The sequence below is a fragment of the Metabacillus halosaccharovorans genome (genome assembly GCF_002019635.1).
Classification (GTDB): domain Bacteria; phylum Bacillota; class Bacilli; order Bacillales; family Bacillaceae; genus Metabacillus; species Metabacillus halosaccharovorans.
This window is the reverse complement of sequence record NZ_KV917371.1, coordinates 1,536,689-1,552,308: the sequence shown is the minus strand read 5'-3', so window position 1 is coordinate 1,552,308 and position 15,620 is coordinate 1,536,689. Positions and strand designations below refer to the sequence as shown.

At 37.1% G+C, this 15,620-nt stretch carries 15 protein-coding genes and 1 other annotated feature; of the genes, 4 read left to right on the top strand and 11 right to left on the bottom strand.

Features of this window, described 5'->3' with window-relative positions; translation table 11 throughout:
* Positions 1–14: 14 nt before the first annotated feature.
* From BK577_RS07135 to BK577_RS07095, 9 genes are all read right to left on the bottom strand, one after another.
* Complete coding sequence (locus tag BK577_RS07135; RefSeq protein ID WP_026561316.1) at positions 15–335, bottom strand: rhodanese-like domain-containing protein; 321 nt, start codon at positions 333–335, stop codon at positions 15–17.
* A 574-nt stretch (positions 336–909) separates the two neighbouring features.
* Complete coding sequence (leuS, locus tag BK577_RS07130; protein WP_078432276.1) at positions 910–3,324, bottom strand: leucine--tRNA ligase; 2,415 nt, start codon at positions 3,322–3,324, stop codon at positions 910–912.
* Positions 3,325–3,549: 225 nt separating this feature from the next.
* Positions 3,550–3,780 (bottom strand) — a binding site (T-box leader).
* Positions 3,781–3,874: 94 nt separating this feature from the next.
* Positions 3,875–4,651: a 3-hydroxybutyrate dehydrogenase gene (locus BK577_RS07125; protein WP_078432275.1), complete on the bottom strand. Its 777-nt coding sequence runs from the start codon at positions 4,649–4,651 to the stop codon at positions 3,875–3,877.
* Between the two features lie 19 nt (positions 4,652–4,670).
* Positions 4,671–5,990: a GntP family permease gene (locus BK577_RS07120; protein ID WP_078432274.1), complete on the bottom strand. Its 1,320-nt coding sequence runs from the start codon at positions 5,988–5,990 to the stop codon at positions 4,671–4,673.
* 406 nt (positions 5,991–6,396) lie between these two features.
* Positions 6,397–7,767: a sigma-54 interaction domain-containing protein gene (locus BK577_RS07115; RefSeq protein WP_078432273.1), complete on the bottom strand. Its 1,371-nt coding sequence runs from the start codon at positions 7,765–7,767 to the stop codon at positions 6,397–6,399.
* 101 nt (positions 7,768–7,868) lie between these two features.
* Entirely contained in the window at positions 7,869–9,074 is a 1,206-nt protein-coding gene (locus BK577_RS07110; RefSeq protein WP_078432272.1) for an MDR family MFS transporter, read from the bottom strand.
* Between the two features lie 139 nt (positions 9,075–9,213).
* Entirely contained in the window at positions 9,214–9,699 is a 486-nt protein-coding gene (locus BK577_RS07105) for a GNAT family N-acetyltransferase (protein ID WP_078432271.1), read from the bottom strand.
* A gap of 257 nt (positions 9,700–9,956) precedes the next feature.
* On the bottom strand, positions 9,957–10,127 hold the full coding sequence (locus BK577_RS07100; RefSeq protein ID WP_078432270.1) for a glycogen biosynthesis protein GlgD: 171 nt from the start codon (positions 10,125–10,127) through the stop codon (positions 9,957–9,959).
* On the bottom strand, positions 10,124–10,396 hold the full coding sequence (locus tag BK577_RS07095; protein WP_026561776.1) for a YtzC family protein: 273 nt from the start codon (positions 10,394–10,396) through the stop codon (positions 10,124–10,126). Before BK577_RS07095 ends, BK577_RS07100 begins: the two co-directional genes overlap by 4 nt.
* Before the next feature lie 180 nt (positions 10,397–10,576).
* Here BK577_RS07095 and mnmL point away from each other — a divergent pair, with 180 nt between their 5' ends.
* Both mnmL and mnmM read left to right on the top strand, forming a co-directional pair.
* Positions 10,577–11,539 (top strand): tRNA modification radical SAM protein MnmL/YtqA, encoded by a 963-nt coding sequence (gene mnmL / locus BK577_RS07090; protein ID WP_078432269.1) that lies wholly within the window; start codon positions 10,577–10,579, stop codon positions 11,537–11,539.
* A complete protein-coding gene (gene mnmM / locus BK577_RS07085) occupies positions 11,539–12,111 on the top strand; it encodes a tRNA 5-(aminomethyl)-2-thiouridylate-methyltransferase MnmM (protein ID WP_078432268.1) in 573 nt (190 codons plus the stop codon). The genes mnmL and mnmM overlap by 1 nt, the downstream gene beginning before the upstream one ends.
* A 32-nt stretch (positions 12,112–12,143) precedes the next feature.
* Here the strand turns inward: mnmM and BK577_RS07080 are convergent, their stop codons facing one another.
* Together BK577_RS07080 and BK577_RS07075 are read right to left on the bottom strand one after the other, a co-directional pair.
* Complete coding sequence (locus BK577_RS07080; protein ID WP_078432267.1) at positions 12,144–13,235, bottom strand: tetraprenyl-beta-curcumene synthase family protein; 1,092 nt, start codon at positions 13,233–13,235, stop codon at positions 12,144–12,146.
* Positions 13,236–13,309: 74 nt separating this feature from the next.
* On the bottom strand, positions 13,310–14,104 hold the full coding sequence (locus tag BK577_RS07075; protein WP_078433492.1) for an alpha/beta hydrolase: 795 nt from the start codon (positions 14,102–14,104) through the stop codon (positions 13,310–13,312).
* Positions 14,105–14,183: 79 nt separating this feature from the next.
* Between BK577_RS07075 and BK577_RS07070 the strand changes: the two genes are divergently transcribed.
* Both BK577_RS07070 and BK577_RS07065 read left to right on the top strand, forming a co-directional pair.
* A complete protein-coding gene (locus tag BK577_RS07070; RefSeq protein ID WP_078432266.1) occupies positions 14,184–14,696 on the top strand; it encodes a gamma carbonic anhydrase in 513 nt (170 codons plus the stop codon).
* 349 nt (positions 14,697–15,045) lie between these two features.
* Positions 15,046–15,597 (top strand): phosphatase PAP2 family protein, encoded by a 552-nt coding sequence (locus BK577_RS07065; RefSeq protein WP_245823445.1) that lies wholly within the window; start codon positions 15,046–15,048, stop codon positions 15,595–15,597.
* The last annotated feature ends 23 nt before the right edge of the window (positions 15,598–15,620 follow it).

The window sequence follows — 15,620 nt, the reverse complement described above, 5'->3', positions numbered from 1 at the left end:
GTTTATTTTTGAACTTAAAGTTCACTCTTTGGCTTTGTTTTACCTTTATAATCAAGCATTCCGCCTACCATGTTCACAACATCATAACCTTTATCCTGTAAATAAGCACATACATTTGCACTGCGTCCACCAGAACGGCAAATGAAAATCGTTTCTTTGTCCTTATCAAGCGCATCAAGCTGCTCCGGAATATCATTCATACGAATATGGCGTGCTTGTGGAATCATTCCAGCTTCTACTTCATCATCTTCACGAACATCAATTAATTCAATGTTCTCACCATTTTCTAACTTGCGTTGCACTTCTTCAGCTGTTATTTCTTTCATTTCGTACATCTTGTACACCCTTTCAGATTTAATAGTTGCATTATATCAAAGTGAGGGGCGGTGGTGCTAGTTTTGGGAAGCTTCGGCGATAATATGTTCTCTATTATTGAAGATAGTGTACTCCCACCTTCTGATTCAAGCACATTTTCTTGTTTTTTAACCAACTTTTATTTTAATTCGATCACTTTCTTGTATGATTACGGTATCATTTCACTTTTTTCAACCAACTCCTTACTCTCACCACCTGATTCAACCACTTTTCTTTGTTTTTCAACCAACTTTTATTTCGATTCGATCACTTTCTTGTATGATTACGGTAACATTTCGATTTTTTCAACCAACTCCTTACTCTCACCACCTGATTCAACCACTTTTCTTTGTTTTTCAACCAACTTTTATTTCGATTCGATCACTTTCTTGTATGATTACGGTAACATTTCGATTTTTTCAACCAACTTTTATTTTAATTCGATCACTTTCTTGTATGATTACGGTATCATTTCATATTCCCTACCAATACTGTATATATTTCTCCCAATATAAAAGCCGACTCTTTTCCAAGAGTCGGCTTACCTAGCTATAATTAATTTGCAACAATATTTACCAGCTTGCCTGGTACTGCAATAACTTTACGAATTGTTTTTCCTTCAATTTGATCTTTCACACGATCATCTTCAAGAGCAATTTGCTCCAACTGATCTTTTGTTACATCTTTGGCAACTAAAAGTTTTGCGCGAACTTTTCCGTTTACTTGTACGACGATTTCCACTTCGTTTTCTACTAGTTTTGCTTCGTCAAATGCTGGCCATGCTTCGTAAGAAATGGTTGTGTCATGACCAAGCTTACTCCATAGCTCTTCGGCTAAATGCGGAACAATTGGAGATAGTAATTTCACAAAACCTTCTACATATTCTTTTGGCAGGACAGTTGTTTTGTATGCTTCATTAATGAACACCATCAGCTGAGAAATGGCTGTGTTAAATCGTAAGCCTTCTAAGTCTTCAGTTACTTTTTTAACGGTTTGGTGATAGACGCGTTCAAGTGTATCACTTGATTCATCCACAATCTTTGGACTTACTTCTCCATTGTCTTCGATAATCAAGCGCCACACACGATCTAAGAAACGTCTTGCTCCATCAAGGCCTGTTGTTGACCATGCAATAGAAGCTTCCAATGGTCCCATGAACATTTCGTATAAGCGAAGTGTATCGGCACCATGTGAGCCAACGATTTCATCAGGATTTACAACATTTCCTTTTGATTTACTCATTTTTTCATTGTTCTCACCAAGAATCATTCCTTGGTTAAATAGCTTTTGGAATGGTTCTTTTGTTGGAACAACACCAATATCATATAAAAACTTATGCCAGAAACGAGCGTATAGTAAGTGAAGAACTGCATGCTCTGCTCCACCGATATAAATATCCACAGGCAGCCATTGCTTAAGCTTCTCATCATCTGCTAATGCTTCACTGTTTTTTGGATCGATATAACGCAGGTAATACCAGCAGCTTCCTGCCCATTGTGGCATTGTATTAGTTTCACGACGACCTTTTTTACCTGTTTCAGGGTCAACAACATTTACGAAGTCTTCAATAATCGCAAGTGGTGATTCACCTGTTCCAGATGGTCTGATTTCTGTTGTTTTTGGTAAAACAAGTGGAAGCTCTTCTTCAGGAACAGCTGACATTGTGCCATCTTCCCAATGGATAATTGGAATCGGCTCACCCCAATAACGTTGACGGCTGAATAACCAATCACGGAGGCGGTATGTTACCTTCTTCTCACCTTTATTGTTTTCTTCAAGCCAAGCAATTGCTTTTTCGATCGCTTCTTGCTTTCCTAGTCCGTTTAAGAAATCAGAGTTTACATGTTCACCGTCACCAGTATACGCTTCTTTCGTTACATCTCCACCGCTAACAACTTCTTTAATCGGAAGATCAAACTTTACTGCAAATTCATAGTCACGCTCATCATGAGCAGGTACCGCCATGATTGCACCTGTACCATAAGTTACAAGAACATAATCAGCAATCCAGATCGGCATTTTTTCACTGTTTACAGGATTAATCGCATATGCACCAGTGAATACACCTGTTTTTTCTTTTGAAAGCTCAGTACGTTCTAAATCACTTTTATGTTTTACTTGATCAATATAAGCTTCAACTGTATCTTTTTGATCATGTGTTGTAATCTTTTCAATAAAGCTGTGTTCAGGAGCTAATACTGCATAAGTAGCACCAAATAATGTATCAGGGCGAGTTGTGAAAACAGTGAATGTTTCATCATGACCGTCAATCTCGAAAGTTACATGTGCCCCTTCAGAGCGACCAATCCAGTTACGTTGCATATCCTTAATGCTCTCCGGCCAATCAACATCTTCTAAATCTTCTAATAAACGATCAGCATAGGCTGTAATTCTTAACATCCACTGCTTCATTGGACGACGTTCAACAGGGTGTCCTCCTCGTTCACTTTTTCCATCAATAACCTCTTCATTTGCTAAAACTGTTCCTAAAGCAGGGCACCAGTTTACAGGCACTTCATCTACATAAGCAAGACCTTTTTTATAAAGCTGCAAGAAGATCCATTGTGTCCACTTATAGTATTCAGGATCTGTTGTATTTACTTCGCGGTCCCAATCATAAGAAAAACCAAGTGCTTGAATTTGTCTTCTGAAGTTATCAATATTTTGTTTTGTAAATTCTGCAGGATCATTTCCTGTATCAAGCGCATATTGCTCAGCAGGCAATCCAAATGCATCCCATCCCATAGGGTGAAGAACATTGTAGCCCTGCATGCGTTTCATACGGGATAAAATATCAGTAGCTGTATATCCTTCAGGGTGACCTACATGAAGGCCTGCACCAGATGGATATGGAAACATGTCAAGCGCGTAAAACTTCGGCTTGTCTGTATCCTCTGTTGTTTTAAATGTCTTGTTATGTAGCCAATGATCTTGCCATTTTTTTTCAATCTCTTGATGATTGAAGCTCATCTGTATTTTCCTCCTTAAATCTCATTCTTTCATTATATATATTAAACCGGTTGAACGGGTCAAAGCTTTAAATAAAGGTGGAGGCACTTTGGCCAACCTAGGGCAATAAGACGCTACTGAATAGAAGGTTTTTTCACCTTCCATTCAGTAGTGGCTTATAACCTCTGAAAGGCTGACTTCAGATTCAACTACCAATTCAAAAAATCAAAAAAACCCCACATCCCAAATAGGGACGAGAGGCTTAATTCCCGTGGTACCACCCAACTTTGGCATAGTGTTATTATGCCCACTTTGACATCCGTAACGTGGATCGACGACAAATATTACTTTACCTTAAGCGGTGTTCACATTTGTAACTCAAAGGTGAGTTCATTAGCAAAAATTGATTGACTCACACCACCCGTCAACTCTCTGAACACATTTTTACTAACTACTATTCCTTTTCACCGTTCATTTCCTATACATATTAAGCTTATTTTATATAAATTTGTCGGGATATGCAAGTAGCGGGTAATATGTCAGCTTCATAATGAAAACTTTTTTATTCATATTACTGGACTGTATATCCACCATCTAAAACAACTGCCTGCCCTGTCACTCCTTTTGCCTTTTCACTGGCTAAAAATATAGCGTAATCTGCCACTTCCTTAGGATCAAGCAATCGTTTCTGAGGAATGAGAGGGTATAATACATCCTCTAATACATTCTCTAATGGTAATTTTCTTGTATTTGCCAAATCTTGAAGCTGGTTTCTAACAAGAGGTGTGTCGACATATCCCGGACACAAGGCATTCACTGTAATACCATAAGGAGCCCCCTCTAATGCTGCGACTTTTGTTAAACCAATGACACCGTGCTTTGCACTATTATAAGCAGCTTTGCCTGCAAAGCCAATTAAACCATTAATAGAGGCGATGTTTAGAACTCTCCCAAACTGTTGATTTTTCATGAACGGAAAAACATGCTTTGTTAAAACAAAAGGTGCGACTAGCATAACACCAACAAGTTGCTCAAATTTTTCAGTTGGGAAATCTTCGATAAGTGCAACATGTTGAAGCCCTGCATTATTTATAAGTGTATCAATTCTTCCATATCTTGCGGCTGTTTCTTTTACAACATCAATTATGTTTTGTTCGTTTGTGACATCACAAGGTAAACCACTGACATCCAATCCTTCTTCTTGCAGCCGTTTTGTACTCGCACGAACCTGTTCTTCATGTAAGTCTGTTAAAACTACTTTTGCGCCTTCTTTTGCAAAGGCTTTTGCTAGTTCAAAGCCTATCCCCCGGGCAGCTCCTGTTAATAGCACAACTTGAGCCAGAACCATTTACACCCTACCTCCGTTCCTAAATTCCAAGTCCGAATGAAAATAATATAATGGCTAAAATAACACCTAATAATGGAACAATGACAGTTAGTGCACCAACCGGATTATAAGCATCTTTATGAGATTCCCCACAAATTCCCCGAATAGTTGTTACAACATAGCCATTATGTGGAAGGGAATCAAGCGCCCCTGAAGAAATTGATACAACTCTGTGTAACGCTTCAGGATTCACACCCATATCCATGTAATGTGGTGAAATCAACGGCAACGCAATAGCCTGACCTCCTGATGCTGAACCTGTCATACCCGCTATCACACTTACAGCAATGGCACCTCCGATGAGAGGACTTCCCGGTATACTTGTCATCGCATTAACAGCCACTTCAAAAGCAGGTACTGCTTTTGCTACTCCGCCAAAGCCAACAACTGCCGCCGTATTCCCGAGAGCGATTAAAGCTCCCAACGTCCCTTCTGAAACTGCACTCCAAAAAGATTTGAAATAGGTACGATTTAATAAATACGTAGCAATAACTCCACCTAATAAAGCAATAATAAGGGCTGATTGTTGTAAAGAGTCGTGGAAAGCAAAAGAAATAATTAACACAACAACCAATGGGATTATACCGAATAACGGATTTGGCAAAACTTTATCTTCATTAACTGGATCATTTTCTCTTGCAACAAATGTTTCACCATTTGCAATAGCTTTTGTGATCATTCGACGTAACCACCAATACCCGAAAATGATCATAAATACAGCTACAATTAAACTAACTTCCCAACCTGCGTACGGTGATGTACCAAGGTATTCAATTGGAATCCAGTTTTGAATTTCGGGTGAACCGGCAGATGTCATCGTAAATGTAACAGACCCAAAAGCAAGAGCTGCAGGGATAAAACGCCGAGGTAAGTTAGCTTCTCTAAATAAACTAACCGCCATTGGATAAACGGAGAAGGCAACAACGAATAAGCTGACACCACCGTATGTTAAAACAGCACAAGCAATGACAATTGCCATAACAGCTCTTTTCATCCCAATCTTACTAACAATCCATTTTGAAACACTATCTGCCGCACCACTATCCTCCATAACCTTTCCAAAAATCGCTCCTAATAAAAACATCAGGTACCAAGATGATATAAAACCTGAAAAGCCTGTCATATAATTACCTACGAAGTTAGCTTCCCCTTCACCAACTAATTGAGGAAATAAAGGTAGCCCGCTACAAATAGCTACAAATAAAGCACATAACGGACCTGCAACTAACAAGTTCATACCCTTCATAGTCAAATAAATTAAGAGTGCTAAACCACCGACTAGCCCAATCATACTTAACATTTCGTTTCCCCCTTTGTTTGAGGCTTTCGTTTGTATTTTCCTGTTCTCAAACTAGTAATCTAGCTACGTCTTTTGGTAACCGCTTTCATTTCTCCATTTTTACGTCCGCCTATTTACAACCTTCCTTTCATCATGAAAATGAAAATGGTCACTTCCTCCTTTCACATATATAACAGCAAGAAGTGTGCCAATACCTCTATTTCAATAAACAATATGTTTAAACCGATATCCCTTTACATGCACTTATGATTAAACTTGCGAATTTGGTTCACATATCACGAGAATCATTCCACCTTTTCGGACACTCAATCTTAATATGAGACTTGTCCATCTACTTTACGTATTTATATGACACTAAAAAAATAACAGTCCATAATTCCGGACTGCTTTCCATTTTTTCGGACTACTAAGTTAAGCCATATTTTTGAATTTTTTCATACATACTTGACTTACTAATTTGCAATTCTTTTGCTGCCATTCTTTTATCACCAGCATGTTTTTGTATTGTCCGAATAAGAATGTTCTTTTCTGCTTGAGCTAACATTTCCTTTAATGAGTTGACTTTCATATCAGTATGATAGCTAGGCCGATTTTTAATATATTCAGGAACTGCCTCCAGTGTAATGACATCTGTTTTGGCTAAATGAATGGCTGCTTCAATAATATTTTCCAGTTCACGAATATTCCCTTGCCAATGATATTGATGAAGCGTCTCCATCACGTCTTCATGAATCATAGAAATTCTTTTACCTGTTCTTAAAGAAACTTTTTTAATAAAATAACGGACAAGTGTTTCTAAATCTGCCATTCGATCCCTTAAAGGCGGTATAAACAGCGGAATAACGCTGATTCGATAATAAAGATCACTTCTAAAGTCATTTGTTTTCATGAGTTCCTCTAACGGTCTGTTCGTAGCTGTTATAACTCTAACATCCAAGGGTATTGTCCTATTGCCTCCAATCGGTTCTACTTCTTTTTCTTGGAGAACACGCAATAACTTAACTTGCATATGAAGACTCATATCACCGATTTCATCCAAAAAAATTGTACCACCATTTGCTTGCTGGAACTTTCCCTTTTTCCCACCTTTTTTAGCTCCAGTAAACGCACCATCTTCATACCCAAATAATTCAGACTCAAGCAACTGCTCAGGTATGGCTCCACAGTTCACCTTAACAAACGGCCCTTCACTTCGATGACTTAACAAATGAATGCTATGTGCAAACAATTCCTTTCCTGTCCCACTTTCCCCACGGATTAAAACTGAGCTATCTGTAGCAGCAATCGATTTGACCTTCTCTTTTAATTCAGACATAGTAGCAGAATTTGAATGAATATCATTTAATGTATATTTCGCTCCAGTAACTTCCTGCTGTTCAATAAAAGACTGAATGGATGAAAGGTGATGCCGAACATGGGAGTTCATCTCACTCCATTCCTTTGTATCACGAAACATAACTGTTCCAAAAGCACCAACTATTTTACCATCTGCGAAGATTGGAATTCGATTGGCTATCATGTAATTACCGCGGATATACTGAAGATCAGCTATTTCTTCATCTCCGGTTTTAGCCACAATGTGCATTCGTGTGTTTTCAATGACTTCTGTTACATGCTTTCCAACGACTTCCTCTTTTGTTACTTCACAAAATCGACAGTAGTTTTCATTCATATAAATAATCTTTCCATCCGCATCAACAATCACAACCCAAATGTAAGCGTTTTCTATTACTGTCTCAATTATTTCTTTCGCATATGGAAAACGATGATCTAACATAGTATCTTCCCCTAGCAAATATTTTCTTATATCGTATCACACCACAATTATTTTTAGAGTCTTAATTTGTCTTTCAAGATAAAGAAACTAAAAAAAAGGCCTTAGACCCCGACAGCGTCGGAGGCCTGAGACCCTTTACCTTCAAGCTTTGCATTCAATTTTTTATCATAGATCAAGGTAGTAAAGATCCCTACTATTAACAAGCTAATGATGATCATAAATAATAAGCTCATATTGTAGTAATCCACAACAATTCCTCCAAGGAGAGGACCAATCATTTTTCCTCCCGTAGCAGTACTGTTAACAAAGCCTTGATAAAAGCCCTGTCTGCCACTAGGAGCTAAATCATTTGCAATCGTTGGCACAGCTGGCCACACTAACATTTCTCCTATCGTTAATATCACCATTGCCACAAGAAATGCTGTAAATTGCTCTGCATATGATGCAACAGCAAATGAAATGATAAACACGATAAAGCCCAGAACCATTTGCTTTTTTAATGTTTTGGCAAAATGCTTTACAAACAGAGAAATAAGCGGTTGACCAAGTACAATCAACACACCATTTATTGTCCAAAGTAAACTATATTGACTTAATGAAATATTCAAGGTTTGGGTATGGGATGAGATCGTTGAAGGCCACTGAACATAACCTACCCAGCAGAGTAAATATCCAATACATAAAACGACCAAAGCCCCAAATTTTTCACGATTTTTTATGGTCGGATTTTGATCCAATATCGATACTTGTTTTACTGATGAATCATCGATATTTCGGAAACCGAAGAATGCAAGCAAGAAAAAAACAGCATAAAGTGCTGCGTTAGCAACAAATATATAATCAAATGAGATAGAAGCAACAAATCCACCTAGGGAAGCTCCTGCTGCTACACCTGCATTTTGAGCAACATAAATAGCATTAAATGCTTTTCTGCCACCTTCCGGCCATACCGTTCCGGCTAATGCATATGTAGCTGGGAACACAATTCCTGATCCCAATCCAATAAAAATTAATAAATACATATATACAGGCCAAGAATGGTTAAACATAAGGGCAACGACAGAAATCAATGTAATCACAATTCCTAAAAGGATGGATTTATAACCACCGATCTTATCAAATAATACCCCACCAAGAAGATTTCCAACAACACTTGCTGCAGCGTTTAACATGAGAACAATTCCCGCAACCGTCAAAGACTTACCAAGATGATCATGAATATATATCGTATTTAACGGCCATAGAAATGAAGAACCTGTCACATTAATCATCATTCCAATTACAAGCAACCAAAGAGAACGTGGCATAAATCCTCCTCCTTTAACATGATTTTCACGAATTCACACGTGAATATTCCTCAGAGAATTTTAGCCCCTTTTTCCTTGTTTTGCAATGAAGAAATGCCCCATTTCATAATGTTATAATAATGCGAAAATATAGATTTTTCTACCACTCTAAAAGTTTGTACATCAATAGATCATTTACATACTTTCCATCAATAAAAAACTCGTTGATCAGTTTACCTTGCATGCTGAACCCACATTTTTGATAAAATTGGATTGCACCACTATTGGTTTCTAATACACGGAGCGAGAGTTTTTTAATACCTTTTTCTTTAAATATATTTTCCGCATTCAAAAGCAAACTCCTTCCTACTCCTCTACCTTGAAAATGCATGTCTACTGCAATATCTATTTCCAATACATGTTGATTTGTATTCAAAGGTGTAGGTGAATGAAACCCAAGAAAACCGGCTACTTGGCCGTTCACCAATGCAACAAGCTGACTTCCCTCCGGATTTCTTTGCTTATATTCACTTACTGAATTCCACTTAATGATTGCAGGTGTTGTAGTTGAATTCCAAATTCTATTATCGATTTCGAGTAATTGCTCAAAATCACTTTCTTTTGATAATCTTACCTCAATTGTCATCTCATTCCTCCTGTCTAATTTGTCTATATCATACTATCACCTCATGATTCAACCGCTTTTTCCTTTTATTCGATCACTTATTCACGTGATTGCGCTATCATTTTATTTTTTTAAACCAACTCTATGTTCTCAATACCTGATTCAACCACTTCCCCTCGTTTTTCAACCACTTTTTCCTTTCATTCGATCACTTCCCTATATGAATGATTACGCTATCATCTCAATACACAAACAAAAAGGGCCAATTCGGCCCTCTCCTACTTCTTGTTCTCTACTCTTTGTTTTGATTTAATCGGTTGCCCTTTTTTGGCATTTTTTGCTTTTGTTTGAATAACTGGATCAAGATCCTGACCTAGTTCTAAATCATTATTATTCACACCATTTTTGGTTTTTTGCTCAGGGTTGTTTTGTTTTGAACGCTTTTTCATCGTTCTGCATCTCCTTTTAAAATCATTTCATTTTGTACTTGCTGAAGCTGCAGTCTCATACGATAAAGCTGGTCTTGTTGTTGATCATTCGCACTAAGTGACAGATGATTAATATCATTCACTGCATTTTCTAATCCTTGCAGTGCTTTTGTATATTCAGATGCATTATAGTGTTCTTGTTGTGAGCCGATTTTATATTGCTCACGAGCATATTCGATTGCGTCCGTACAGCGTTGAAGATATTCGTTAACGGATTGTCTTGTTGCCATATGTCTCTCCTCCAAACGATATGAAGTCAATAATGCTTCATCAATACTATTGTTCGCAAAACAGTAAAAAAATTGTGCTTAAATAATTGGTAAGTATTGAGCCATTCTGTTTTTCTTTATGCTGACATGGTAAAATGTTTAAATGGAAAATTAGGAATGACCTAAAAGGAGGTATCTTACTTGAACCAATCCTCTGTATTCGAATACGCGTCAGATAATAAGCGATATCATACATGGAATTATCATTTACGAAACCATTTTGGACATAAAGTATTTAAGGTTGCTTTAGATGGAGGCTTTGATTGCCCAAATCGTGATGGCACGGTTGCTCATGGTGGGTGTACGTTTTGCAGTGCTGCAGGCTCCGGTGATTTTGCCGGGAATCGAGCTGATGATCTTGTTACTCAATTTCATACAATTAAACAAAAAATGCACAAAAAATGGAAAGACGGGAAATATATGGCTTACTTTCAAGCCTATACAAACACTCATGCACCCCTACATGTGTTAAAAGAAAAGTTTGAATCTGTCTTAAATCAAGAAGATGTTGTCGGTCTTTCAATTGCTACCCGGCCAGACTGTTTACCGGATGATGTTGTTGAATACCTGGCAGAATTAAATGAACGAACATATTTATGGGTAGAGCTTGGTTTACAAACAATACATGAACGGACAGCTCTTCTTATTAATCGGGCACATGACTTCCAATGCTATGTAGATGGAGTCGAAAAATTACGTAAACATGGTATCCGTATTTGCTCTCATATTATTAATGGATTGCCCCTTGAAAATGAAGAAATGATGATGGAAACAGCTAGAACTGTAGCACAATTAGATGTACAAGGGATAAAAATACACCTTTTACACTTACTAAAAGGGACGCCAATGGTAAAACAATATGAAAAAGGAAAGCTTGAATTTCTTACACAAGAGGAATATGTCAAATTGGTATGTGATCAGTTAGAAATCATCCCTCCTGAAATGATTGTTCATCGAATAACTGGTGACGGTCCTATTGATTTAATGATTGGACCGATGTGGAGTGTGAATAAATGGGATGTTTTAAATTCAATTGATGCAGAATTAAAACGTCGTAATAGCTATCAAGGAAAGTTTTATCAAAAAGCTGAGGTACAACTATAATGAAGCTTCAACGAATTTTACCATTTGCAAAACAACTATTAGAAAAAGCTGTATCTAAAGGAGATATCGTAGTAGATGCAACGATCGGAAATGGACATGACACGGTTTTCCTAGCTAAGCTGGTTGGAGAAACAGGCAAAGTATTTGGCTTTGACATTCAAGAACAAGCAATAATAAATACCCGTGAACGATTAATGACCGAGAACCTCGTGGAACAAGTTACACTTGTCCGGCAAGGTCATCAGCATATTAACTCTGTCATATCAGACGAACATAAAGGAACCATTTCAGCTGCAATGTTTAACCTTGGATATTTACCAGGAGGGGACCAAACCATTGTAACGGTTCCTGATACAACCATTTCTGCTGTACAACAATTATTAAGCATGTTAAAACCTGAAGGAATCATTGTCATTGTTATTTACCACGGGCATGAGGAAGGACAAATTGAACGAGATGCTTTAATGACATTCCTCAAAACAATTGATCCCCGTGACGCCCATGTCCTACAATATCAATTTATTAACAAGAATAATCATCCACCGTATATCGTTGCCATTGAGAAATGTTAAAAGGCGCTTTTTCCAAATGAGCGCCTTTTACATTACATTGCTTTTTGTGAATGCTTTTTCCAAGAAAGTTTTTGAATTGTACGATAGGCTCTTCCGTTAAAATAAAAAAAGAAACTTGTCATGCCTCCAACTTTTATTAACCTTTTTGCCAATTTATTAAGCTCTTTGTGAGTTGCCACTTTATCGTCTGATAAATAAACACCTAATAAACCCCGATTAATTAATTTATGAAAATTTTCATGAGGAATACCGCTTAACTGATAATCTGCTTGTTCTACAAAATACTCTAACCTTTCCATCATGGTTGCTTCTGAATCATAGTAACTGCAAAAATTTAAGTCACCGCCCAGCTCATCTTCCTCTTGATCAATTAAATAATCGAGTAAAATATGAAGACCTTGAATATATGGAAAATAACTATCTCTTATTTGTTGTGCTTGTTTTTCCTCAAAACTTTCTTGGAAAGCATACGCAACTAAGCAAAAGATGCCAAGTGTTGACCCTGTACATGCCGAAAACTCATACCATTCCATCTCAGGAAGACTGTTTTTATGATTCTCAAACCAATTTTCAAGTCTTGGAACACGCTCATCTTTTTTCACATGCTTATGTACCTGCAGATCGCAATAATAGCGTGAAAGCTCCAGTAAATATTTTGATATCATCGGATAGTGCTCTAACTCAGAAAGAACGTTTTGACATGTTTGTACTAAACGGTTCAAATATCCACCATCATCTTGATCTTCTCTATATTTGTAGTACTCCTTGCAAGGTTCACCACATGTTAATGCATCAAGCATAGATTGGTGTAACATACGAAAATCAACTGGATCTAACGATGTACTTCGATCACATAAATTATCTAAATAATCGCTTATTGTTTGATATGCTACAATAAACTCGATACATTGTTGTTTATGTGGACCTGATATCATGGCTAAAATGCCTCCACCTTCACAGTGAAATTCTTTGTCCTGAATACTGTTTAAGGCTTGAATTCTCAATTCCTGATTTGGTATTTTTTCTGCTTGTACTCTCCATTGTCCAATATAAAAGTGAACAATGGGAAAGATCTCTCTATATACTTTGGTCATTAATTTTATCGGATGCTGTGGTACTGTCAAAGGGAGTGTCACCTCTTGTTTCTTTTTTTTATCAATTAGCTCTCTTGTCACATGAAGAAGACAAAGTTTACACACTAAGTCACGTACTCTGAATGGGTATCAAAAAAACGTTTAGCTGTTTCAAATACCAGATCTCTTTCAGGCTCACTAAAGATTTCATGATAGAGCCCTTTCCATTCCTTATAATTTTTTTCCAGTAAATCCACTTTGTTAAACCACTTTTTCACTAGTGATTTATCAACAATTTTGTCTTCTCCGCCTTGCATAAGAAGCAGGGGAACTTGTTGAAATTTGCCAACCTGATTTTGAGCTTCTTCCATAGCTTTTATCAACTCACGATACCATCTTACTGAAACCTTTGTCACATATAAAGAGTCGTTTTCATCTAACTCCTGTACTGATTTATTACGTGTGGCAATCTCTACGCTTAATTTTGAATCAACTTTAAACGATGGTGCGATCATATTTAATCCTTTTGAAGCCAGTTCTATAGCTTTATTTGGTTTAAACAAAATGCCCAAGCAAGGAGACGATAAAATAACTGCTTTTATTTCATGATGTTTTTCTTGCAGAGCCCTGATAACTACCAGTCCACCCATGCTGTGCCCTAATAAAAATAAAGGTACCCCGAACTTTTTCGCTTCAGTTATCCATATATTCACTTCTTTTATATATTCATCAAATGATTTGATATGTCCTCTTCTTCTTGTTGAAGTTCCTTGACCAGGTAAATCTCCCATGACCACATGGTAACCTGATAAACGCCACATTTCTACCAGCCATTTGTAGCGACCGTGATGTTCTGCTGCTCCATGAATGATCACTATAACCCCTTTTACGGGTTCAATCTCAGCTTTCCATTTCCACAATTCCACTACCTTCTTTCTCTTTCTTCTTTGTCTACTGATATAATAAATAAAGAATTCCCAACTGAAAGGAATGAAAAACATGATCTATCCTTATAAAGAAAAAAGTCCAAAGATCTCTGAATCAGCTTTTATTGCTGACTACGTTACAATCACAGGCGATGTTGAGATTGGAGATGAATCCAGCATTTGGTTTCAAACAGTTATTCGTGGCGATGTTTCCCCTACTGTGATAGGAAAACGTGTAAATGTTCAAGATTTGTGCTGTCTTCATCAAAGTCCAAACAAACCTCTTATCCTTGAGGATGATGTTACCGTTGGACATAGTGTTATCCTACATAGTTCAATTATTCGCCAAAAAGCATTAATTGGAATGGGATCCATCATTTTGGATGGTGCAGAAGTTGGTGAAGGAGCCTTTATCGGAGCAGGCAGCCTTGTCCCTCCCGGAAAAAAAATCCCTCCTTACACACTTGCTCTAGGTCGCCCTGCAAAGGTTGTAAGAACATTAACATCAGAAGATCTGTTAGACATGGAAAGAATTCGTCGTGAATATGTTGAAAAAGGTCAATATTACAAAGCAATACAATCTTAGAAAAACACGATTTACCGCCAAGAATGGCGGAAGTCGATGTCTTTTCTTATACTTTAAACCTTTATAGTTAAACTTTCTTAAAGTATAAAAATTAAAAACTCTTCTGAGTAAGGAATAGGTATTTTTTCTTCAATTCCTTACTCTGTTGCTATTATTAATGATCCCCTATATTTAAATACCACTCTCCCACTTTTTAAACTAAGTATTTTTCATTTAAATATTTTCTCTTTTCATCAACAAACATTAATTTTGTGAATATTATGTGAAGGGATTTTTTACATTTTCTTATTATTAACTAAATAATTCTCTACTAAAATAATAGAAAAGGGGTAAATAAAGGAGCGTCCAAATGAAAACAAAGCTGATGACCAACATGTACAATTTCGAATGCAGGCTGTTTCGAAGTGTTAATCGTCATTTCGATCAAAAAATGCTGAACTTTTATTTTCGAAACATCACACACCTAGGTGGAGCTATTTCAACCATTGCAGTTTGTTTATTTCTCGTTTTTTTCACAAAAGACCTATTACAAATCATTGGAATAACATGTGCAATCTCCCTTCTATTCAGCCATTTACCGGTTGCACTGGTGAAAAAGTTATATCCAAGAAAACGGCCCTATCTAGCTTTGCTTGAGACAAAGGTACCTGCAAATCCTTTAGAAGATCATTCCTTTCCATCTGGACATACAACAGCTATTTTTTCTGTAATTATTCCATTTATTTTATTTATGCCTCAGCTAACAGTCATTCTTTTACCAATAGCCATCAGTGTCGGCCTTTCAAGAATGTATCTGGGATTGCACTATCCTTCTGACGTATTAGTAGGCTGCTTATTTGGTAGTTCTGTTGGATTTCTAAGCTACACAATCATAACCAGGTTCTTTATATTGCCTTTGTAACGTGTAAAAAATAGTGCCTCATA